20 protein-coding genes, 1 tRNA gene, 2 rRNA genes, 1 other RNA gene and 1 other annotated feature are annotated in these 20,213 nt (G+C 40.1%); of the genes, 2 read left to right on the forward strand and 22 right to left on the reverse strand.

The genetic code is table 11. From position 1 onward, the window contains the following. Positions 1 to 415: 415 nt before the first annotated feature. From darA to tadA, 14 genes are all read right to left on the reverse strand, one after another. Positions 416 to 745, reverse strand: coding sequence for a cyclic di-AMP receptor DarA (gene darA, locus KI363_RS11770; protein ID WP_057987735.1), 330 nt, complete (start codon positions 743 to 745; stop codon positions 416 to 418). 99 nt (positions 746 to 844) lie between these two features. Continuing rightward, positions 845 to 1,480, reverse strand: coding sequence for a dTMP kinase (gene tmk / locus KI363_RS11775; protein WP_212966402.1), 636 nt, complete (start codon positions 1,478 to 1,480; stop codon positions 845 to 847). A 109-nt stretch (positions 1,481 to 1,589) separates the two neighbouring features. Next, on the reverse strand, positions 1,590 to 3,008 hold the full coding sequence (locus tag KI363_RS11780; RefSeq protein WP_158323749.1) for an aminotransferase class I/II-fold pyridoxal phosphate-dependent enzyme: 1,419 nt from the start codon (positions 3,006 to 3,008) through the stop codon (positions 1,590 to 1,592). A gap of 79 nt (positions 3,009 to 3,087) precedes the next feature. Further along, positions 3,088 to 3,261, reverse strand: a complete 174-nt coding sequence (locus KI363_RS11785) for a sigma factor G inhibitor Gin (protein ID WP_158323735.1) — start codon at positions 3,259 to 3,261, stop codon at positions 3,088 to 3,090. A gap of 270 nt (positions 3,262 to 3,531) precedes the next feature. Next, complete coding sequence (locus KI363_RS11790) at positions 3,532 to 3,795, reverse strand: pro-sigmaK processing inhibitor BofA family protein (protein ID WP_158323734.1); 264 nt, start codon at positions 3,793 to 3,795, stop codon at positions 3,532 to 3,534. 112 nt (positions 3,796 to 3,907) lie between these two features. After that, the gene (locus KI363_RS11795) at positions 3,908 to 4,117 is read right to left on the reverse strand and encodes a YaaL family protein (protein ID WP_158323733.1); all 210 of its coding nucleotides are present in this window, start codon (positions 4,115 to 4,117) and stop codon (positions 3,908 to 3,910) included. 380 nt (positions 4,118 to 4,497) lie between these two features. Further along, entirely contained in the window at positions 4,498 to 5,094 is a 597-nt protein-coding gene (gene recR, locus KI363_RS11800) for a recombination mediator RecR (protein WP_212966403.1), read from the reverse strand. Between the two features lie 14 nt (positions 5,095 to 5,108). Then, positions 5,109 to 5,426 (reverse strand): YbaB/EbfC family nucleoid-associated protein, encoded by a 318-nt coding sequence (locus tag KI363_RS11805; protein WP_158323732.1) that lies wholly within the window; start codon positions 5,424 to 5,426, stop codon positions 5,109 to 5,111. A 20-nt stretch (positions 5,427 to 5,446) separates the two neighbouring features. Then, on the reverse strand, positions 5,447 to 7,129 hold the full coding sequence (gene dnaX / locus KI363_RS11810) for a DNA polymerase III subunit gamma/tau (RefSeq protein ID WP_158323731.1): 1,683 nt from the start codon (positions 7,127 to 7,129) through the stop codon (positions 5,447 to 5,449). Positions 7,130 to 7,270: 141 nt separating this feature from the next. Then, a complete protein-coding gene (locus KI363_RS11815; protein ID WP_212966404.1) occupies positions 7,271 to 8,956 on the reverse strand; it encodes a DUF2207 domain-containing protein in 1,686 nt (561 codons plus the stop codon). 186 nt (positions 8,957 to 9,142) lie between these two features. Next, an RNA gene (gene ffs / locus KI363_RS11820) (signal recognition particle sRNA large type) lies at positions 9,143 to 9,408 on the reverse strand. A 90-nt stretch (positions 9,409 to 9,498) separates the two neighbouring features. After that, entirely contained in the window at positions 9,499 to 9,765 is a 267-nt protein-coding gene (locus KI363_RS11825; protein WP_212966405.1) for a type II toxin-antitoxin system RelE family toxin, read from the reverse strand. Beyond that, complete coding sequence (locus KI363_RS11830) at positions 9,758 to 9,988, reverse strand: hypothetical protein (protein ID WP_212966406.1); 231 nt, start codon at positions 9,986 to 9,988, stop codon at positions 9,758 to 9,760. The genes KI363_RS11825 and KI363_RS11830 overlap by 8 nt, the downstream gene beginning before the upstream one ends. Positions 9,989 to 10,091: 103 nt before the next feature. Further along, positions 10,092 to 10,580, reverse strand: a complete 489-nt coding sequence (gene tadA / locus KI363_RS11835; RefSeq protein WP_212966407.1) for a tRNA adenosine(34) deaminase TadA — start codon at positions 10,578 to 10,580, stop codon at positions 10,092 to 10,094. 195 nt (positions 10,581 to 10,775) lie between these two features. Between tadA and KI363_RS11840 the strand changes: the two genes are divergently transcribed. Beyond that, positions 10,776 to 12,059 (forward strand): glycoside hydrolase family 18 protein, encoded by a 1,284-nt coding sequence (locus KI363_RS11840; protein ID WP_212966408.1) that lies wholly within the window; start codon positions 10,776 to 10,778, stop codon positions 12,057 to 12,059. Between the two features lie 82 nt (positions 12,060 to 12,141). On the opposite strand, the gene KI363_RS11845 is transcribed toward KI363_RS11840, so the two are convergent. The 6 genes from KI363_RS11845 to guaB all read right to left on the reverse strand — a co-directional run bounded on the left by KI363_RS11845 (position 12,142) and on the right by guaB (position 18,598). Beyond that, positions 12,142 to 12,234: transfer RNA gene (locus KI363_RS11845), tRNA-Ser, on the reverse strand. A 96-nt stretch (positions 12,235 to 12,330) separates the two neighbouring features. Further along, positions 12,331 to 13,605, reverse strand: coding sequence for a serine--tRNA ligase (gene serS, locus KI363_RS11850; protein WP_212966409.1), 1,275 nt, complete (start codon positions 13,603 to 13,605; stop codon positions 12,331 to 12,333). A 43-nt stretch (positions 13,606 to 13,648) separates the two neighbouring features. Next, positions 13,649 to 13,863: a binding site (T-box leader), on the reverse strand. Positions 13,864 to 13,899: 36 nt separating this feature from the next. Continuing rightward, positions 13,900 to 14,502, reverse strand: a complete 603-nt coding sequence (pdxT, locus tag KI363_RS11855) for a pyridoxal 5'-phosphate synthase glutaminase subunit PdxT (protein ID WP_212966410.1) — start codon at positions 14,500 to 14,502, stop codon at positions 13,900 to 13,902. Position 14,503: 1 nt separating this feature from the next. Next, positions 14,504 to 15,385, reverse strand: a complete 882-nt coding sequence (gene pdxS / locus KI363_RS11860; protein WP_158323725.1) for a pyridoxal 5'-phosphate synthase lyase subunit PdxS — start codon at positions 15,383 to 15,385, stop codon at positions 14,504 to 14,506. A gap of 110 nt (positions 15,386 to 15,495) precedes the next feature. Further along, the gene (locus KI363_RS11865; RefSeq protein WP_373306777.1) at positions 15,496 to 16,809 is read right to left on the reverse strand and encodes a serine hydrolase; all 1,314 of its coding nucleotides are present in this window, start codon (positions 16,807 to 16,809) and stop codon (positions 15,496 to 15,498) included. Positions 16,810 to 17,131: 322 nt separating this feature from the next. After that, complete coding sequence (gene guaB, locus KI363_RS11870) at positions 17,132 to 18,598, reverse strand: IMP dehydrogenase (protein ID WP_158323723.1); 1,467 nt, start codon at positions 18,596 to 18,598, stop codon at positions 17,132 to 17,134. A gap of 110 nt (positions 18,599 to 18,708) precedes the next feature. Between guaB and KI363_RS11875 the strand changes: the two genes are divergently transcribed. Beyond that, positions 18,709 to 19,680 carry a YaaC family protein gene (locus KI363_RS11875; RefSeq protein ID WP_212966411.1) on the forward strand — a complete coding sequence of 324 codons (972 nt, stop codon included), beginning with the start codon at positions 18,709 to 18,711 and terminating at the stop codon, positions 19,678 to 19,680. 44 nt (positions 19,681 to 19,724) lie between these two features. Here KI363_RS11875 and rrf read toward each other — a convergent pair. Both rrf and KI363_RS11885 read right to left on the reverse strand, forming a co-directional pair. Continuing rightward, positions 19,725 to 19,840 (reverse strand): 5S ribosomal RNA (gene rrf / locus KI363_RS11880). Positions 19,841 to 20,084: 244 nt separating this feature from the next. Further along, positions 20,085 to 20,213: ribosomal RNA gene (locus tag KI363_RS11885) — 23S ribosomal RNA — on the reverse strand; the annotation flags it as partial.

The following is a 20,213-nucleotide window of genomic DNA, read 5'->3' on the forward strand; positions in this document are numbered from 1 at the left end:
CCTAGCGACTAGCAAATTTACGTCTTCCTCCTACGATAAGTCAACATCGATTCAGCCTTTGGCTTCATCGTGTTTCCTTTATCTCGTCAGAAGTCTTTAAATTTGTACGTCGCTGGACAGGCGCCTCCGCTTTTCTTTGTCCAGCTACAGGCGGTAGGGGCTCGAGGTCAAATAACCTGTAACCGATGAAGGGAAAAGTCGCCCTTCTTCGGTTACAGAACATTTGCTTGTCGCCCCTGACCAACCGCCCTCCGCTTTTCTTTGTCCAGCTCCGGCTCCTAGCTGCTAGCAAACTTTCGGTACCTTCCTACGATAAGTCAACATCGGTTCGTCCTTCGTCCTTACCGTGTTTCCTTTATCTCGTCAGGCCCCTAAAAAGTTTGTACGCAGCTAAACAGTCGCCTCCGCTTTTCTTTTAAAATTGATGGAATTGGTCGATTGGTAGGACGAATACGGTGGCACCGCCTACTGAGACTTCTACTGGGTAAGGGATATAGGAATCTGCGTTTCCTCCCATTGGGGAGATAGGTGCCATTAATTGATCACGAGATTTACAATTATCCCGAATAATTTGTAAACATTTATTAACTCTCACATCTTCTACACCAATCATGAATGTCGTGTTCCCCGATTTTAAAAAGCCGCCTGTTGTTGCCAATTTTGTCGACCTAAAATTATTATCTACTAAAGCACTCATTAATCGATTGCTATCCTGGTCTTGTACAACAGCCATAATTAATTTCATCGGCACGCACCCCTTCATTCATTCATTTATTATACTATTTCTAGTATATCACGATTTCCTTAGCTTATAAAAACATTTTAAAGAATAATTTGAAAACATCTACTCATTCTCTTCAATGAGTTTCTCCACCATTTTCATGGTCTGAAGAAATACCTGCTCTATTGGTTGGGAAGCATCTATTTCCCTTATTCTGTCAGGGAATCTTTGTAATAATTGTTTATATCCTTGCCTTACCATCTGATGAAAATTCAATTGTTCTAGATCTAGTCGATTGATTTCTCGGCCCTTGTTTGTTTCAATTCTTTTTAAGCCAATCTCAGGGTCTATATCAAAATAGATGGTTTGATCTGGCATTAACTCTTGAATGGCAAACTGGTTAATTGATAATATTTCATCCATTCCTAGGCCTCTTGCATATCCTTGATAAGCTAGAGAACTATCGATAAAGCGATCGCAAAGCACTACGGCCCCACTTTGAAGACCAGGTATCACTTTTTCTACTAAATGCTGTCGCCTTGCCGCGGCATATAATAATGCCTCTGTTCTAGCATCCATCGCAAGATTTCCTGAATCCAGAATAATACCGCGGATTTGCTCCGATATAGGAATCCCCCCGGGCTCCCTTGTTAAAATAACATCCATTCCCTTTACTTCTAATTCCTGGGCTACTTTTTGGATGATCGTTGTTTTTCCTGCCCCTTCTGGACCCTCGATTGTGATAAATATTCCGCGCATAGTTACCTCCAAAAGCTTTCTCTTCCACTATTATATCATTGTCAGCCACCCTTTAAAATCAATACCTCGAGACTTCCCTCATTAGGGTCGTGATAGGCTGATTCTCCTCTTATCGAAAAACAGCTAACCTCCCATTCCGAAGGGCTTCCATCTCCCCTTGAAATCTTGCTCCAAATTTCATCAGCTTCTTTAGTTGCTCAATATGAACCTGCGTTATTTTTTCTCCCGGCATAATGAGGGGAATCCCCGGAGGGTAAGGCGTAATCATCTGTGATGCCACTCTCCCAACAGACACATCCATTTCCACCCAGTCTTCCTCCCGATCGTCCATTTCTTCATAAGAAAGGGCTAACGTTGTGATCGCTAAGCTTTCTTGCCATATTATATTTTGCTTGGGCCGGTTTTGTGCTTGTCCGTCTGTCCAAGGTAAGCTTTGTAATTGTTGCAGTGCTCGATCAAATGGATAAGGCATACCTATTTTTAACAATGGAAAAATGAGTAAGATCTGTTGTGGATCCGCTAATTCAGGATATATTCCCGCCAGTTCAAATCTAGTTTGTAATTCATATCCGGAAAACAAGGCGTGACGAACCATGATTTTAAGAGGATCTTCACTTTGAAGCACCTGAATCCCCGGTAGTTGCTTTAATTGTTCTATGAAGTTTTGAATTTGATTTTGAGAATAAAGTACATCCTCTTTTGAAAAGTGAGCCAAATAATGCCGGGCTAAATCTAAAGATGCCATGATTAAATAAGAAGGACTGCTAGATTGAAGCATCTTTAAATACCTCTCTACCTTTTTGCCAGGCACATGTTCACTATTAATATGTAAATACGAACCCATAGTGAAAGCCGGTAATGTTTTATGGGCCGAATGGACAACAATATCAGCCCCTAGGCGAAGGGACGTTTGTGGAAAAGGGTTTCCTAAACAAAAATGGGCACCATGGGCTTCATCGACTAAAACAAGCGCATTATTTTGATGGGAGATTTCGATCATCGATTGGAGATTATATGTTCGCCCATAATAATCGGGATAAGTAAAAATACAAGCCCGAATGGATGGGTACTGTTGAAAAGCTCTTTGTACCGTCTCCACCATTAACTCTGTTTCGCCATTCTCCCTTACCGTGGAAGCAATAAAAACTGGTTTTAGCTTTGCTAGATTTAATGCGTGCAAAATCGATTGGTGGCAATGACGCTGCACCAACACATAATCTCCCGCTTGGCAGCAAGCTAGAATCATAGCTAAATTGCCAACCGTCGTCCCATTCACCAGAAAGTAACTTTTACTGGATTGGTAAAAGTCGGTTAATAACTCTTGAGCTTCTCCAATCATCCCTTCAGGAGCATGCAAATCATCTAAACCTGTTAATTCCGTCGCATCTAATTGGGCAACCTGGGCAAAGGCTGAATCGATTCCTTCATATAAAAGTCCATTTTTATGCCCTGGGACATGAAAGGAAATCGGCTTATTCTTATAAAATTGAACCATTCGTTCATAAATTGGTATCTGGTCTTGATTCACTTGTGATACCCCACTTCTATTTTCCCTCATTATACTATGCTTAAGCATACAAAAACCAGGCACTCCCCTGTCACCTGGTTTAAGAATAGATCTTATTTTCCTTAATCACTTTTAATTGTTTAATATAAAATTGATACGTTGGGTCTTGGGTACTTGTTTGTACCATAGCTTTCTCGCAATCTGTACAAATAAACGATGTATATAAATGAATCCCATGCTTCTGAGGTTTTTCACAAACAATACATTTTTCCATTTCTCCACCTCCGTAGCATTTAGTTTGACCACTTTTTCTTATTTGCATACACAATTTCTAACATTAATCCAATTACAATTATTAATATGCGCGAGGAACATTCCGTGTGTCTGTACATCCGCAAATAAAACAGGAATATTCTGTACAGAAGCGGATAAGCGTAAGACTTCGGAGCGGTTTTGGATTAAAGCTAAACATAACGTAATACTTTAAGGGAACCATTTTATTCTATTTAAATAACAAAAAGTCCGTTCCCCTTGAACGGACTTTTCAAAAGATCCATAGTTGAATGATGGCTAAGGCGGCAACACCTGGTAAGCCTAGAAAACCAGATATAGCGGATGTGATGAAATTAATAGGGACCGCTAATCCAAATTGATTGCCAACCGCGTTAAGAAAAAATAAAAATATCGCACCGATGAGAAGCTTCATTAACGACAGACCAATCCACCGAAATACTTTCGTTGGCAACCCTATCACTAACAACAGAAGTATCACTCCGGAAATAATGGATATGATTATGACTGGACTCATCTTTTCCCCCCTGGAAACAATCCTTTCCACTATTATATGTAAGGTTTGTCCAAAAAGAACGAAGAAAATTGCGCGTTTCGTTTAAACAGCACCATCTCATTCGCATGAGTCATTATCTTAAGGAGATTTTTCTTTTTTTAGCCTCTTGGAACAGAAAAAAATACTTCGATTTTGCGAGAAGAGCTAGTCGATGTAGATCTTCATCATACTCATAGCTCATCTTTTCTAATTGAGAAAAGTACATCCAATCCTTCTGTGTGCTTTCCATTAAATCAATCAGTTTTTGATCGTATTCCCTTCGAAGCTTTTCCTTTTGAAACATGTACGCCACCTCTAAGAATGAGTCCTTTATAAGAAAAGCGCAAGGCGCCCGCCTATCGGCGACAAGCAAATGTTCTGAACCAAAGAAAGGCGCTTTTTTGCCTTTCATTGGTTCAGGTTATTTGACCTCGAGCCGATGGCGCCTGGAGCTGGATCAAGCATTAGCCAAAATTTATACTTTCTTATCTTATAAGAAAAGCGCAAGCGCCTTGCTCAGCCCCGACAAGCAAATGTTCCTGAACCTATGAAGGGCGATCTTTCCCTTCATAGGTTCAGGGTTATTTGACCTCGAGGGGCTGGGCGCTGGAGCTAGATCCAGCATTAGTCAAAATTTATACTTTCCTATCCTGTAAGAAAAGCGCAAGCACCTTGAAAGAAAACTTACACTTCTCTCCGGCCTTCTAATGCTTTTGATAACGTTACTTCATCTGCATATTCTAGATCTCCACCAACTGGAAGTCCGTGAGCAATCCGCGTGACCATGATTCCCGATGGCTTCAGCAATCGAGAAATATACATAGCCGTTGCTTCTCCCTCGATATTAGGATTCGTTGCTAAGATGACTTCTTGAACTGTCTCATCTTGCAATCTTTTTAGTAAATCTGGGATATTAATATCTTCGGGTCCAATTCCTTCCATTGGCGAAATGGATCCATGTAGGACATGATATAAGCCATGGTATTCTTTCATTTTTTCCATGGCAATCACATCTTTTGATTCCTGTACAACACAGATGACACTTCGATCTCGCTTCGAGTCTTTGCAAATATAACAAGGATCCTGATCAGTAATATGTCCGCAAACAGAACAGAAACCTAGGTCTCGTTTGGCATTGACAAGGGCCTTTGCGAAATCTAGAACAGTATCTTCCTTCATATCTAAAACGAAAAATGCCAGGCGGGCTGCTGTTTTGGGCCCAATTCCCGGCAGTTTCATAAAGCTGTCAATCAGCTTGGATATTGGTTCAGGATAATGCATAATCAGTTAACCCCCTAGAATCCAGGAAGGTTGATTCCTTTAGTAAATTGCCCCATCGTTTGATTTGTTAATTCATCCGCTTGTTTCATTGCTTCGTTTACAGCAGCTAAAACAAGGTCTTGAAGCATTTCGATATCTTCTGGATCAACCACTTCTTCTTTAATTTTCACTTCAAGTACTTCTTTATGGCCAGAAACAACGACAGTGACCATTCCACCTCCAGCTGTTCCTTCAATCCGTTCTTCACCAAGCTCCTCCTGAGCCTGAGCCATTTTCTTTTGCATCTTTTGCATTTGTTTCATCATACCTTGCATATTTCCCATTCCACGCATATAATTCCATTCCCTTCAAATTAATTTTTAATCTCAATTAAGTCTTCTCCAACTAGCTTTACAGCTTCCTGAATCAGCGGATCTGGAGCCTCTTCCCCATCTTGGTCTGGCTCATGTCCTTGGTTTTGTAGAAAATCCTCACGAATTTCTAACCATTGTGGCTCAGGGACTCCTACAAATTGAAGTTTCTTTCCTAAGAGTTCTTCAATAAGATTGGCTGTCACTTCTAAAAACTTTGTGTTTTCCATCGCCATTTTGCAATGAATTTCATATTTGAATTTTATAACAAAGGCAGTCGGCGAGGCTGCAGCAGGTTCAGCATCCATTAATAAAGCTGCCTGTGATCGCATTTGGCGATTATTCAGTTGCTCTAGAAGATTGCCCCATTGGCTCTTAATCATGTTCAAATCTTCTCGAGTCGCTTCACCCAACACTTGGCGAATTTTCCCTGTATTCGCCTGAAAACCTTTATTAGTACGCATCGGTTTTTTCGTCGGTTTGGACTGTGGTTGTTCTTCCAACACAGGGCGATTCACTTTCAAATCTTCAACTTGTTTCTCGAGCTTATCAATCTTTGCAAGTAATTCCTGCACGCCATCGAATTGCTGGACATTCGCTTGTGTTTTCATTTGGCATAATTTTACAAAACAAACTTCCAAATAAATCTTGGCATGATCGGAAAACTTCATATCTTGCTGTGTCTTATTTAAAACATCCATATATTCATAAATTTGTTCGGGCTGTATAGCCTTCGCAAGTTCAGCAAAATCATCATCCAGCATAGCTCTTTCCAACGATTCTTCCAGATTAGGGGCTGTCTGATAAAGTAAAAGATCACGAAAATATAAAATGAGATCTTCGATAAAGCGACTGGGATCTTTCCCATCTAACACTAACTTTTCAAGAATGGTTAACGATTCAGAAACATTTTTTTCATGAATAGCATGAACAAGCTTATTCAAATAATTTTGGGAAACAGATCCTGTAACCGTTAAGGCATCCTCCACTGTCACTTGATCGGCGCTAAAGGAAATGGCCTGATCGAGTAAACTTAAAGCATCCCGCATACCACCACTTGCTGCTTGAGCGATAACATGTAATGCCTTTTCTTCATACTGTAACCCTGATTCCGAAGCAATATGGACCATTCGATTAACTAAATCTTGCGCCGTTATTCTTTTAAAATCAAAACGTTGACACCGGGAAATGATGGTCAAAGGAATCTTATGTGGTTCAGTCGTTGCTAAAACAAAAATGACATGCTTAGGCGGCTCTTCTAAAGTCTTTAATAAAGCATTGAACGCACCCATAGACAACATATGAACTTCATCAATGATATAGACTTTATAGGATACAGAAGTGGGCGCGTATTTCACCTTATCTCGAATATCGCGGATCTCTTCCACACCATTATTCGAGGCAGCATCAATCTCAATCACATCTTGTATTGACCCATCCGCAATTCCTAAACAAGCAGGACACTCATTACAAGGTTCTGATACTGGCATTTTTTGGCAGTTGACTGCTTTTGCTAATATTTTAGCCGCACTTGTTTTCCCTGTTCCCCGTGGACCAGAAAATAAATAAGCATGACTCGTTTTCTGTTGGAGTAGAGCGTTTTGTAAAGTTTTCGTCACATGTTCTTGCCCCACCACATCTGCAAATGTTTGTGGTCGCCAGACACGGTATAACGCCTGATACATTTATGCTCTCTCCTTCCCTCATAACGATTATTCATGGAATTCTTTATAAAAAGTCTTCATTCGTCCTTCCATTATACCTTATTTAGGATAGGTTTGACAAAATGATATACAAATTGTTTTTGAGCTTCTTATGGAGGATGTTCAAAAAGCTCCGGAACCTCCCCCTCCACCACCAACGCCGCCACCGCCACCAGTTCCACCAATAGAACTATCAGACGAACTTTGACTAAACTCTGTATATTTTTTATCTGCTCGAGAAAATTCGGTAGATAGAATAGGGGCGGTGAAAAGAGAATAGGTCAGTAAAGATGGATCCACATTTCCTATTTCCTTTTGCCATTGTGATGTATTATTCTCCTTGGAAAACTTTTCATTTGCTCCAAAAATAGCCATTCTCATTCGAGCATCTTCTGAAGTTTTTTGCCAGTCTGAACTTTTAATTTGATCAAGCTTGTTTAAAAATCGAGTCCATTCCTCTTTTATATAAAAGCCTTTTGAAGAGAGGGGCCTGTAAAAACAGGCGATAAAAGCAGCGACTAAAAACAATACCAATGATGTTAAAAACACGGGGATAGCTTCATAGTAAATAGCCGTAATCCATAAGGCTAATAAAAGAAGACTAATAATTCCGAAAGTGAAACGATAAATAGGCTTCTTTTCTCTCACACCCACTTCTTTAAATTCCTCTTTAATGGCCTGTCTCCATTCCGTAAGCCGCATATGATATTTCGTGAGATTTTTTTCCTTTTTAATAAAACCATCTATATCCTTCGCTTTAAAATAACCATCCTGCCCGATCTCATCAAATAGCCATTTTAAAAGAATCCCTTCATGTTTATGTTGAACATTGGAATGAATTCGTCTAAATTCATCTTCTGATTGTTGTTCAACCATTCCTTTCCGGACTAAATCGAGTAGACCTGCCGGAACATGTACGGCATCTACACCTAATGTATAATAAATCGTCGCTGGCATGCTCATTTTCTCATCAGGCATAAGTGTATAATCTCTTTTTAATTCCTCATTTACTAAACTATATTTTCTTTTCTTTCCAATATGTTCCCACCCAATTAAAACAACAAATAGAATGAGGAAAAATGGGATCAGTGTTTTCGATAAAGTCGAAAACTTTTCCTTATTTTCCGCAAAGGCTTGTGCCTTCTTTTCTAGGTTTAGCTTTTCCTGTAATAATGAATCTTTCATTGTTTTGGATGAAGTAATGGACATACCCGAAAAAAGTGTGGATGGATAAGCCACCCTAATATCTCCATTTTCATCAGATGGAACCAGACCCATAGAGTATTCCACTGTTCCATCCTTTCCTACCACTTGTTTATCAAATGCTTGATCATAACCAAAGGCAATCACATCATCAGTTGCTTTTGGAGGATGAATCACAATCTGCATATTTTCATAATCTGTTTCATTCCGCTCATCAAAAAATGGCCAGTAAAACTCGGTCATATCTTCATATTTGTCCATACCATTTTTAATTACATAATCCAGGTCAATTTCGACCGTTTCATTTTTCCCTTTTCGATGAATTTTATATACATCATTAACTTTTTCTACTTTTAGAGCTTTTTCATCTTCTTTCGCCAAAAAATCCGTTATTTCCGCTCCTTTTTTCGGGAATATTTCCCGGGTAATTCCATTAAATTTACTGTCAAATTGATAAGTATGCTTTTCCTGTACATGAACATCCCCATTTTCCTGTAAAAAGGCGTCTATTTTTACATTGGGAATGGAAAAATCGACTGCACCAACTTTTATAGGTAACAAAATAATGAAAAAGGCAACTACACAAGAAATAATCTTTCGATTCATGCCGTCCCCCCTCGTATAATATGGTTCGAAAATCATTCTGTTTCTTTTTAATACGAGAAAAAGGATGAAAAAGTTTCATTTGGAGAACAGTTATATTCACATATCCGTCTAGACCATCTTTTTTTAGAAAACAAAAAATCCACTCACCTAAAAAGTGAATGGATGTCATTATGATCGAAATGGAAACCGCACACCTTCCTTCGACTGTATACCATAAGCGTTACCCAAGCAGTTAGCTCGACCCAGGCAACCCCGCGGCACATGAGAGCTTCCACTTAATGCTGCTTCCTTCCGGACCTGACATGGTTCGTGGATTCTCATTGCGCGGGACCCAAGTGTCCACACCACTTACTTGAGGCAGACCTTACAGTACAGCAGCCTCAAGAAGGAATTCAACCCCGCTAGAGCGGATTGCGGGTTACAAGGCTCCGCTACGTCCCCGTCTAGTGCGATATAGTTAAGTATACTATCTTTTAGTTTATTAATCAATGGCGAGGTTTTCCATTTTGTTTAAATTTATAGGGTCAAGCCTATACACCCGATTATTTGTAGATATCTCCACGGGGTCCAATGTCTAATATAATTATGATTAGTTCATTATTGTAAACTCGATACAACAGCCGAAGAGATCCAATGCGAATGCGAAAATCATCATGATTAGACCCCTTTAATGGTTTCACATTTGGAATTGCATATGGATTTTCACTAAGTTGATTAATGACTTCATCGACCTTAGTTTTTAACCTAGGTGGCAATTTTTCATAATACTTAGCTGCGGGTTTTCTAATCTTCACATGAAAATTAGACATGTAGATCTTGCCAATCTATAAGATCTTCGTTTTCAATATCAGTATTTGCTTGTTTTAATATTTCCTTCTCCTGTCTAGTTAATGGTGTATTATCAGCTTCGACAACGATTTCCTTTTCACTATCTTTTTCAATCACAACTTTAATCAGATCATACACGAATTTTGTATCATTATCGTTTACCAAGTCTATCAAGCGGTGAAGATCCTCCTTACGGATACTCATAATTATATCACCTCTGTGCTCATTTTCCTTTATTATACACTTACAAGCATGGATTGATAAGGATTAAAATCCTCCTAATTGATTAGGCTTCTTGGACTCTCTGTTATTCCCTTCCATTTAGCTTTTCAGCTTTTCTTATTGCTCGAACTTTTCGGAAAAACTCACTTAATAGCTCCCCACACACCCCCCCTAGTACACCTGATTCAATTTCACATTGATGATTGAAACGATCATCCTGAAGTAAATTCATGAGTGTCCCAGCACACCCTGCTTTTGGATCTGTTGCGCCATATACAACCTTTTTAATCCGGGACAAAAGAATAGCTCCACTACACATGGGGCAGGGCTCCAAAGTGACATATAATTCAGCCTGTTCCAATCGCCATGTTCCTAATTTTTTACATGCCTGCTCAATTGCTAATAGTTCTGCGTGAGCGACTGCATTTTGCTTTGTTTCTCTTAGATTATGAGCTGTGGCAATCACTTCATCTCCCAAAACAATGACGGCACCAATTGGAACTTCATTAATTGCCCGAGCTTTTTCTGCCTCTTGTATCGCTTGCCACATATAGATTTCACTTCGCTTGTCCATGAAATTACACCTTCTTTTATGTCTATTGATGATCATACTCACATAGAATATTACAATATTAGGCCTGCAGGACACAGGTCACAAAGGCATTGCGACGAACAGGACGTTTTAGTGCAGGTGAGGCGACAGGACGTCGCTGCCGGACCTGCCAACATTGTGCTTTTGCCTTTGAATTCTATTAAAGGAGGACAGATTATGCAAATTCATATTGTAGAAACGAACCAAACCTTAACCTCTATTGCATCCCGCTATGATGTTAATCCTAATACCATTGCAGAAGCAAATGAACTGCCTAATCCAGATCGTTTAGTCGTTGGGCAAGCATTAGTCATTCCGATTTACGGACAGTTTTATTTGGTCCAACAAGGCGACAGTCTATATTCAATTGGTCAAAGGTTCGGGATTTCCTATCAAGAGCTCGCCAGAGTTAATGGAATACCTGTTAACCAAGTACTGCAGATCGGGATGCGCTTGTATATCCCGCAAGGACCAAAAACAAATCGGGAGTTCAATGCTTATGTAGAACCATTTGGTAACACAGTATCAGAAGCTTTAGAAAATAGCGCGCGGCAAGCCGCACCCTACTTGACGTATTTATCTCCCTTTGCTTATTTAGCAAAAGCCGATGGATCTTTAACAGCACCACCATTAAATCAATTTCCTGCGATTGCAGAAGCCAATCAAAACACACTAGTTATGGTGATCGCGAATCAAGCAGAGGGCCAATTTAGCTCAGAACTTGGTCACACCCTTTTAACAAATCAAACCGTTCGGGAGGCTTTTTTGAATAACATTATCCAAGAAGCAAAACGAGTTGGCTTTGGTGATGTCCATTTTGATCTGGAACGCCTTTATCCTAGAGATCGGGAGGCGTATAATCAATTTTTACGTATAGCTCGTGATCGTCTTCACCAAGAGGGACTGATGATTTCTACTGCCCTCGCGCCCAAAACAAGCGCTACACAACAAGGGGAATGGTATGAAGCACATGATTATAAAGCCCATGGGGAAATCGTTGATTATGTTGTCATTATGACGTATGAATGGGGATATAGCGGTGGCCCAGCAATGGCTGTCTCACCGATTAATTCCGTTCGTAATGTATTAAATTATGCCGTCTCGGAAATACCCCCTGAAAAAATATTTATGGGACAAAATCTATATGGGTATGATTGGACCCTTCCGTTTGTTCCAGGTACAACCGCCAAAGCGATTAGCCCGCAGCAGGCCATTCAGATTGCCGCCGAGCAAGGTGTCGCTATTCGATACAATGAAACAGCCCAAGCCCCCTTTTTTCACTATATGGATCAAGCAGGAAAAAGACATGAAGTTTGGTTTGAAGATGCCCGCTCCATTCAAGCTAAATTTAACTTAGTAAAAGAAAGGGGCCTAAGGGGAGTGAGCTATTGGAAACTCGGACTTTCCTTCCCACAAAACTGGTTACTGATCACAGATAATTTTAATGTTGTGAAAAAATAGAAAGGTGAAAGCAAAATCTCGCCTATAAAAAAGAAACCTACTCCAATAGGAACAGGCTTCTGATCTCCAATTTATGCATGTATGGCGGAGGAAGAGGGATTCGAACCCCCGCGCGGTTTAACCCGCCTGTCGGTTTTCAAGACCGATCCCTTCAGCCAGACTTGGGTATTCCTCCATTACGACAAGATGTATTTTACCAAGTACAGGATTCAATGTCAATCACTAAGTTTATTAAAAACCCGAAGGAGGCAAAAATCCTTCGGGTTCTTTTCTATTCAATAACCTCTTTATTCCTCATATACGGTCGTAATACTTCTGGAATGATGACGGTCCCATCTTCCTGTTGGTAATTTTCTAAAATAGCAGCAACTGTACGCCCAATCGCCAATCCTGAACCATTTAAGGTATGCACATGCTGCGGCTTTGCACCCGGTTCCGTTCTAAAGCGAATATTTGCCCTTCTAGCTTGGAAAGCCTCGAAATTAGAACAAGAAGAAATCTCTCGATATGTTTGATAGCTTGGTAACCATACTTCCAAATCATATTTCTTCGCAGCTGTAAAACCTAAATCAGCCGTACACATGCTTAATACACGATAAGGGAGCTTGAGCAGTTGTAATACCTTCTCCGCATGTCCTGTAAGGATTTCTAATTCTTGATATGAATCCTCAGGCTTCACGAACTTGACTAATTCCACTTTATTAAATTGATGCTGGCGAATTAATCCTCTTGTATCTCGACCTGCAGATCCCGCTTCAGACCGGAAACACGCACTATAAGCAACATAATTCAAAGGCAATTGATTTCCATCTAAAATTTCATCCCGATGATAATTGGTTACAGGAACTTCAGCGGTGGGAATTAGGAAATAATCTTCACTTTCAATTAAAAAGGCATCTTCTTCAAACTTTGGTAATTGACCCGTTCCTGTCATACTCGTACGATTCACCATATAAGGAGGTAGCATTTCCTCATAGCCATGTTCTTCCGCGTGTAAATCCATCATAAAGCTAATCAAGGCTCGCTCTAATCTTGCGCCTAGTCCCTTATAATACACAAATCGACTACCTGTCACCTTAGCTGCTCGTTCAAAATCTAAAATGCCAAGCTGATTCGCGATATCCCAGTGGGGCCGTGGCTCAAATTCAAAAGAGCGGATATCCCCCCATTGGCGAATTTCCACGTTATCATCTTCCGATTCTCCTACTGGTACACTTTCATGTGGAATGTTTGGAATAGATAGGAGCAAATCGTCTAATTTTTCCTCTACTTCACGTAATGTTTGATCAAGACCTTTGATTTCATCGCCGACTTGGCGCATTTCTAAAATAACCTCATCTGCATTTTGCTTTTCTTTTTTCATTTTAGCAATTTGCTGGGAGACTTCATTGCGCTTACTTTTTAACTGTTCTACTTGAATGATCGTCTCACGTCGTTTTTGATCCAACACCTCAAACTGGTCTAAATCGGTTAAATCTTCTCCTCTGTGCCGCAATTTCGCCTTAATCTCAGGCAAATGGTCACGTAAATATTTCATATCTAACATCTTTTCATTCCTCCTTTTTCACATAAAAAAACTCCCATCCCCGGAAAGGGACGAGAGTTACCCGCGTTGCCACCCAATTTGAAAGTACAAGTACTTTCCACTTCATCGATAACGGTTCGAACCGAAAATGCCTACTAGCTCATCGTTCAGCATTTTGCTCAAGGATGGATTCATAAAGCCGTACCATCGATTTTCACCAACCATCGATTCTCTAAAAGGTACTTAAACCTTACTACTATTTCCTCTCAACGCCATAACCATATAAATTTGCTCATACTATACTATAAGCAGAAATTAATTGCAAATTTTGTTTTCAATCATTTTATATTCTTCAACCATTTGCAGAAAATATGCAGTTAAACGATTGTCTTCCGTAAGTTCTGGATGAAAAGAGCAGCCTAAAAATTGGCCTTCCCGAACCGTCACAATTCTTCCTTCATATTTTGCTAGGACCTCTACATTTTCTCCAGCTTCTGTTATATGAGGAGCTCGGATAAATACGGCTGTCATTTTATCCTCAGCCACACCGGCGATGGCAATTTCTGCTTCAAAGCTTTCCCTTTGGCGACCAAAGGAGTTCCTTTCGACTGTAATATCCATTAATTCTAAATGGGCTTCTTCTTGGTTAGAAAGACGTTTCGCCAATAAAATCAATCCAGCACACGTGCCAAAAATCGGTTTTCCTTCACGTGCAAATGCCCTTAATGGTTCCATAAAACCTGATTTATCGAGCAGGCGGCGCATCGTCGTACTTTCTCCGCCTGGAAGAATAAGACCATCGAGCTGTTCTAACTGCTCAATGGATTTTACGTCAATCGCCTCGGCTCCACAGTCTTTAACAGCCCGAGCATGTTCTCGAACGGCTCCTTGCAATCCAAGAATTCCTATTTTTAACATCTTACCACCCGCGTTCTTGCATACGATTTTCGGGTGCTAATGTTGAGATTTCAATCCCCTTCATGGCAATTCCAAGATCTTTCGATAACTCGGCAATTTTTCCATAATCTTGATAATGGGTTGTTGCTTCAACGATCGCACGGGCGAATTTAGCAGGATTTTCAGATTTAAAAATTCCTGAACCAACGAATACTCCATCCGCTCCAAGCTCCATCATTAATGCTGCATCTGCTGGTGTTGCTACACCACCTGCTGCAAAGTTGACAACTGGTAGACGACCATTTTGCTTAATTTCTAGCAATAGTTCATATGGTGCACCTAGTAATTTTGCCTCTGTCATAAGCTCATCTTCATTCATTGCCACCACTCTACGTACTTGGGCATTCACTTTGCGAATATGACGAACTGCCTCGACAATATTTCCTGTTCCAGGCTCTCCTTTTGTACGAAGCATTGAAGCTCCTTCACCAATGCGTCGAGTTGCTTCACCTAGATCTCTACAACCACATACAAAAGGAACCGTATATTCCTTTTTATTTAAGTGAAATTCTTCATCTGCTGGCGTTAAAACTTCACTTTCATCTATGTAATCAACGCCCATAGCTTCTAATACTCTAGCTTCCACAATATGGCCAATTCTGGCCTTAGCCATCACTGGAATCGATACAGCGTTCATAACTTCCTCGACAATTGTTGGATCGGCCATACGGGCAACACCACCCGCCGCACGAATATCAGAAGGAACACGTTCAAGAGCCATAACCGCGACTGCTCCTGCCTCCTCAGCCAATTTCGCTTGTTCTGCATTGACAACATCCATAATGACGCCGCCTTTTTGCATTTCTGCCATACCACGTTTTACTCGATCGGTTCCTGTTCTCATTTATATATCCCCTTCGCTTTTCTCTGATTAATTCTATCGGATTAATTCTACTATTTAGTTAACTATAAAGATGCTTCCCTGTCAATACAAGGAAGCCATTTCTATACCTATTAAAACCATCCTTTAACCGTATCAGATACACTTGTCCATAAGCCTGAGAAAAAGCCGCCAATACTACGCATCATCAGCACAAACCAATTAGCCTTTTCGACTTCATTCGTAGTAACCACTTTTACAGTTGGTTCAAAGCTCTTCGTCAAATACCCGTAATCATCATTACTCTTATGTTCAGCTATTAACGTACCAACTTGTTCATTTTTCTTAACAGGGGCTGTTAATTCGCCATCTTTATTGACCTTATCTTCATCTAACTTAAAAACGGGATTATAAGCTTCTTCTTCTCCCTTTTTGACGACCGTATTCACAGGTGCTTCTGTGTGGATCTTAACACTCTTATCCTTCCCTTTTACAACATCTAGGGATTTATGCCCTTTAATTTCATAACCTTTCGGAAAAATTTCCTTCATAGAAAAATTAGCAAAGGCGTATTCCATCATTTTCTGAGTTTGTCCAAATCTCCCATTATCACTGCTCACTCCATTGTCATCCTTCGCATTCATTACGACCGTAATGACCCGGAAATCCCCACGAGTGGCTGTTCCAGTAAAACAGCGACCAGCTAAGTCTGTTGTACCAGTTTTTAGACCGTCAACACCTTCATACTCAAATTCTAAAGATGGGAGCATTTTATTCCAGTTCTTCATTTCACCTGGTACATCTCTAAATTTCTTTTTCGCGATGCTTGTTGTCTCAAGCACTTCAGGGAAGTCCTTCATTAGCTTAGCTGCTAAAATCGCGGTAGACCTTGCTGACATTAAATTCTCATCATTAGCTTCTCCCTTAGGGTGCTTACCTTTTAAATCTTTATTATTAAGACCAGTTGAATTGACAAAATAATATTCCTTTAAACCTAATTCCTTTGCTTTCGCATTCATCATATCGACGAACTTTCCTTCAGACCCAGCAATCGCTTCGGCAATCGCAATCGTTGCTCCATTCGCGGAGTAAATGGCCATGGCTTCATACAATTCCTTGATGGTATATGGCTTTCCTTCGTTCAGGCCAACATTAGATAGTTGTGCATCAACAGATACTTCATGCGCATAAGGACTTATGATTTGTTCTTGATCCCACGTAATCTTCTTTTCCTTAATTGCTTCAAACAAAAGATATTCACTCATCATTTTTGTCATAGAGGCAATTCCTAAAGCTTCATCTTCATTTTTCGCATATAATATTTTTCCAGTGGTTGGTTCTATAATAATGGCCGCATCTGCATGGATATCTAATTCATCTTTGGCATATGCTTGACCTGGTAGTTGTAACAAACTGAACATCATAACAAGAATCAAAGAGAAAATCATCGTTCTTTTGGTCCGTTTTCTTTTCACATGTAAGCCCTCCAACTTTTTATGTACACCTTTGTCATTTTATCATAGTTAAACGTAATTTAGTAGGAGAAATTATGTCGCTAACCTTACAAAACTGTGATATTTTGTCGAGACCAAAAGCGCAACGCCTTTCTGACCAACATCCTGTTGTCCTCTGACCTCAAGGGACTAGGCGCTGGAGCTGGATGCCAACCACAGCATAAGAAGGTTATTCACAAGCGAATATTGCATAGTACGCTAAACAAATAAAAAGACAGGACTCCTTTTTAAAATGGAATGTCCTGCCCTTTATTTATTAAGAAATAGAATAGTTAGGTGATTCTTTCGTTATTTGGACATCATGTGGGTGACTTTCACGTAAACCAGCACCTGTCATTCGAATAAATTGAGCATTTTCTCTGAAGTGTTGTAGATCTGGTGCACCACAATACCCCATTCCAGCTCGTAAACCACCAACTAGTTGATAAATGGTATCTGCAAGCGGCCCTTTGTAAGGAACGCGCCCTTCAATTCCTTCAGGAACAAATTTCTTCGCATCTTCCTGGAAATATCGATCACGTGAACCTTTTTCCATTGCTCCTTCAGATCCCATGCCACGATATACTTTAAAGCGACGGCCTTGATATATTTCTGTCTCCCCTGGGCTTTCAGAGGTTCCAGCTAGCATACTTCCTAACATAACAGCATGTCCCCCTGCAGCAAGGGCCTTCGCAATATCTCCTGAATATTTAATGCCACCGTCTGCGATAATCGCTTTTCCTCTTTTTCTTGCTTCTGTCGCACAATCATAAACTGCTGTAATTTGTGGAACCCCGACACCGGCAACGACTCTAGTGGTACAAATGGAACCAGGGCCAATCCCAACCTTTACGACATCTGCCCCTGCATCAAATAAAGCAGCTGTAGCTTCTGCTGTGGCCACGTTACCTGCAATTAGGTTTAAGTCAGGGTATTTATCCCTGATCTCTTTAATCGTTCTTAAAACACCTTCTGAGTGACCATGTGCTGTATCGATCACAATGACATCAACTTGAGAGCGGACAAGCATTTCAACTCGTTTCATTGTATCGCTTGTGACCCCAACAGCGGCCCCAACTAATAGACGGCCATGACTATCTTTTGCTGAGTTCGGAAATTCAATGACCTTTTCAATATCTTTTATTGTTATGAGTCCTTGCAAAACACCCTTATCGTCTACTAATGGTAATTTTTCGATTCGATGTTGCTGTAGTATATTTTCTGCTTCTTCGAGAGAGGTCCCAACTGGAGCAGTTACAAGATTCTCTTTCGTCATCACATCGATAATCGGAACAGAAAAGTCTTGAATAAAGCGCATATCACGATTGGTAATGATTCCTACCAATACTTTTTCTTCTTCGTTATTTACGATCGGAACACCCGAAATGCGATATTTCCCCATTAAATGTTCTGCATCAAAAACTTGATGATCCGGGGTTAAAAAGAAGGGGTCTTTAATGACACCACTCTCAGAACGCTTTACCTTATCTACCTTCTCAGCTTGAGCTTCAATGCTCATATTTTTGTGAATGATGCCTAATCCACCTTGGCGTGCCATTGAAATGGCCATTTTGGACTCAGTGACCGTATCCATTCCTGCACTAATCACTGGAATGTTTAACTTTAAAGTGCTCGTTAATTCGACCGATAAATTGACCTCTTTCGGTAAAACCTCAGATTTTGCTGGTACTAACAATACGTCATCAAAAGTTAAACCCTCTTTAGAAAATTTAGATTCCCACATATTTTCCTGCCTCCTGCCCCAAAATATTATTAGTAGGTTATCAATTGGTTATTTGACTGTCAAGAAATACATCAGATGTTCCATTTTTCAAATTATTTGGAGTTGATACTTTGAATATCAAAAAGTTTACATGGAAACGTATTCAGCAATTTCACTCTGCTACTCGAGCAAGAAGTTACTTAACAGAAAGATACAAAAAGCTAAACATAGAAGACTCTTCTGAAAAAGCATATGATAATTGCTATTCATTCATTTATTATCTTGAACAAGGGGAAGCTTTTTATGAACAGGCATCGAAAACACCAATATCGATTCGACCTATTCTTCTCTATTACGGTCTTATCCATTTAATAAAAGCTTGCTTGTTGAGCATTGATCCTTATTATCCCCATACAACGACTGTTCTTGCACATGGAGTCTCTACTAGAAAAAGGAAAAAGAAGGATTACCAATTTTTCAATGATGAAGTAAAAGTTCAAAAAAATGGCTTATGTACTCATTTTTCAGAACGGATGTTTCACGTGAAACACCTCGAAGGAGACAAATTTAAAATGGGGGAGTTGCTTGATCTTGTAGTGGAGTTAGAGGAAAGTTTCTTCTTTTTCAAAGGAAAGTCGAACATGATTCAGTTACCTAAAGGAAATGATCATTCCTATCTTCTACCAAACGAGTTATTAGATTCCTATCATATGGATGAACATCGTATGAAAGAGTATTTAAATTTTAAATGTAAGAAAGAAATACAGTGGGGGGAAGATGCGGAAGGACGTATAACAATCAATCAGAGCGTAGGAAATACTCCACCTTTCCGCTACCATGTTGAAAAGGGCTCATTGTGGCTTCCGAGCAAGATCCATGACCTTACTTTTTTACCCGATCTACTAATTCACTATTTGATTTTATATAATTTAAGCATGATTTCTCGTTATGAAACAGAATGGTGGATGGAACTCATTAAAACGACCCCAAATGATGATTACCCCTTTATAAGGGATTTCTTAGATATAACGGAAGTAAAAGGACCCTTCCTTATTGAAAGTTACCTTAGGCAAACCAATGATTCTATAATCGTTCATGACTAAATCTAAGCAAAAAAAGACACCTTCGAAGAAAGTGTCTTTCATTTGCCTGGCAACGTCCTACTCTCACAAGGGGAAGCCCCTTATTATCATCGGCGCTGAAGAGCTTAACTGCCGTGTTCGGGATGGGAACGGGTGTGACCTCTTCGCGATTGCCACCAGACTATAAGCTTACACAGGATGTGTAAGGATTGTAGAGAGTTTATTCTCTCAAAACCAGATAAAGAAGAAGACAAACTCAAGAAGCGTCAATCTTTTGAAATCTAGCTCCAGCGCCTATCGACTAGCAAACATCTACGCTTCTTCCCACGATAAGTCAACATCGGCTCATTCTTCGCCGTGTTTCCTTTATCTCGTCAGAAACTAGGAAGTTTTTACGTCGCTAAACGGGCACTTCCGCTTTTTGTTAGATTAAGTCCTTGACCGATTAGTATCCGTCAGCTACATGTGTCACCACACTTCTACCTCGGACCTATCAACCTGATCATCTTTCAGGGGTCTTAAGGCTTGCGCCTAGGGAAATCTCATCTTGAGGG

Source organism: Lederbergia ruris, from assembly GCF_018332955.1.
GTDB lineage: Bacteria > Bacillota > Bacilli > Bacillales > Bacillaceae_C > Lederbergia > Lederbergia ruris.

Coding starts and splice junctions, on each gene's coding strand:
- darA (WP_057987735.1), bottom strand. CDS start 745: ATGAAATTAATTATGGCTGTTGTACAAGACCAGGATAGCAATCGATTA.
- tmk (WP_212966402.1), bottom strand. CDS start 1,480: ATGCGCGGAATATTTATCACAATCGAGGGTCCAGAAGGGGCAGGAAAA.
- KI363_RS11785 (WP_158323735.1), bottom strand. CDS start 3,261: ATGGAAAAATGTATTGTTTGTGAAAAACCTCAGAAGCATGGGATTCAT.
- KI363_RS11790 (WP_158323734.1), bottom strand. CDS start 3,795: ATGAGTCCAGTCATAATCATATCCATTATTTCCGGAGTGATACTTCTG.
- KI363_RS11795 (WP_158323733.1), bottom strand. CDS start 4,117: ATGTTTCAAAAGGAAAAGCTTCGAAGGGAATACGATCAAAAACTGATT.
- recR (WP_212966403.1), bottom strand. CDS start 5,094: ATGCATTATCCTGAACCAATATCCAAGCTGATTGACAGCTTTATGAAA.
- KI363_RS11805 (WP_158323732.1), bottom strand. CDS start 5,426: ATGCGTGGAATGGGAAATATGCAAGGTATGATGAAACAAATGCAAAAG.
- dnaX (WP_158323731.1), bottom strand. CDS start 7,129: ATGTATCAGGCGTTATACCGTGTCTGGCGACCACAAACATTTGCAGAT.
- KI363_RS11815 (WP_212966404.1), bottom strand. CDS start 8,956: ATGAATCGAAAGATTATTTCTTGTGTAGTTGCCTTTTTCATTATTTTG.
- KI363_RS11825 (WP_212966405.1), bottom strand. CDS start 9,765: ATGTCTAATTTTCATGTGAAGATTAGAAAACCCGCAGCTAAGTATTAT.
- KI363_RS11830 (WP_212966406.1), bottom strand. CDS start 9,988: ATGAGTATCCGTAAGGAGGATCTTCACCGCTTGATAGACTTGGTAAAC.
- tadA (WP_212966407.1), bottom strand. CDS start 10,580: ATGGACAAGCGAAGTGAAATCTATATGTGGCAAGCGATACAAGAGGCA.
- KI363_RS11840 (WP_212966408.1), top strand. CDS start 10,776: ATGCAAATTCATATTGTAGAAACGAACCAAACCTTAACCTCTATTGCA.
- serS (WP_212966409.1), bottom strand. CDS start 13,605: ATGTTAGATATGAAATATTTACGTGACCATTTGCCTGAGATTAAGGCG.
- pdxT (WP_212966410.1), bottom strand. CDS start 14,502: ATGTTAAAAATAGGAATTCTTGGATTGCAAGGAGCCGTTCGAGAACAT.
- pdxS (WP_158323725.1), bottom strand. CDS start 15,385: ATGAGAACAGGAACCGATCGAGTAAAACGTGGTATGGCAGAAATGCAA.
- KI363_RS11865 (WP_373306777.1), bottom strand. CDS start 16,809: ATGATTTTCTCTTTGATTCTTGTTATGATGTTCAGTTTGTTACAACTA.
- guaB (WP_158323723.1), bottom strand. CDS start 18,598: ATGTGGGAATCTAAATTTTCTAAAGAGGGTTTAACTTTTGATGACGTA.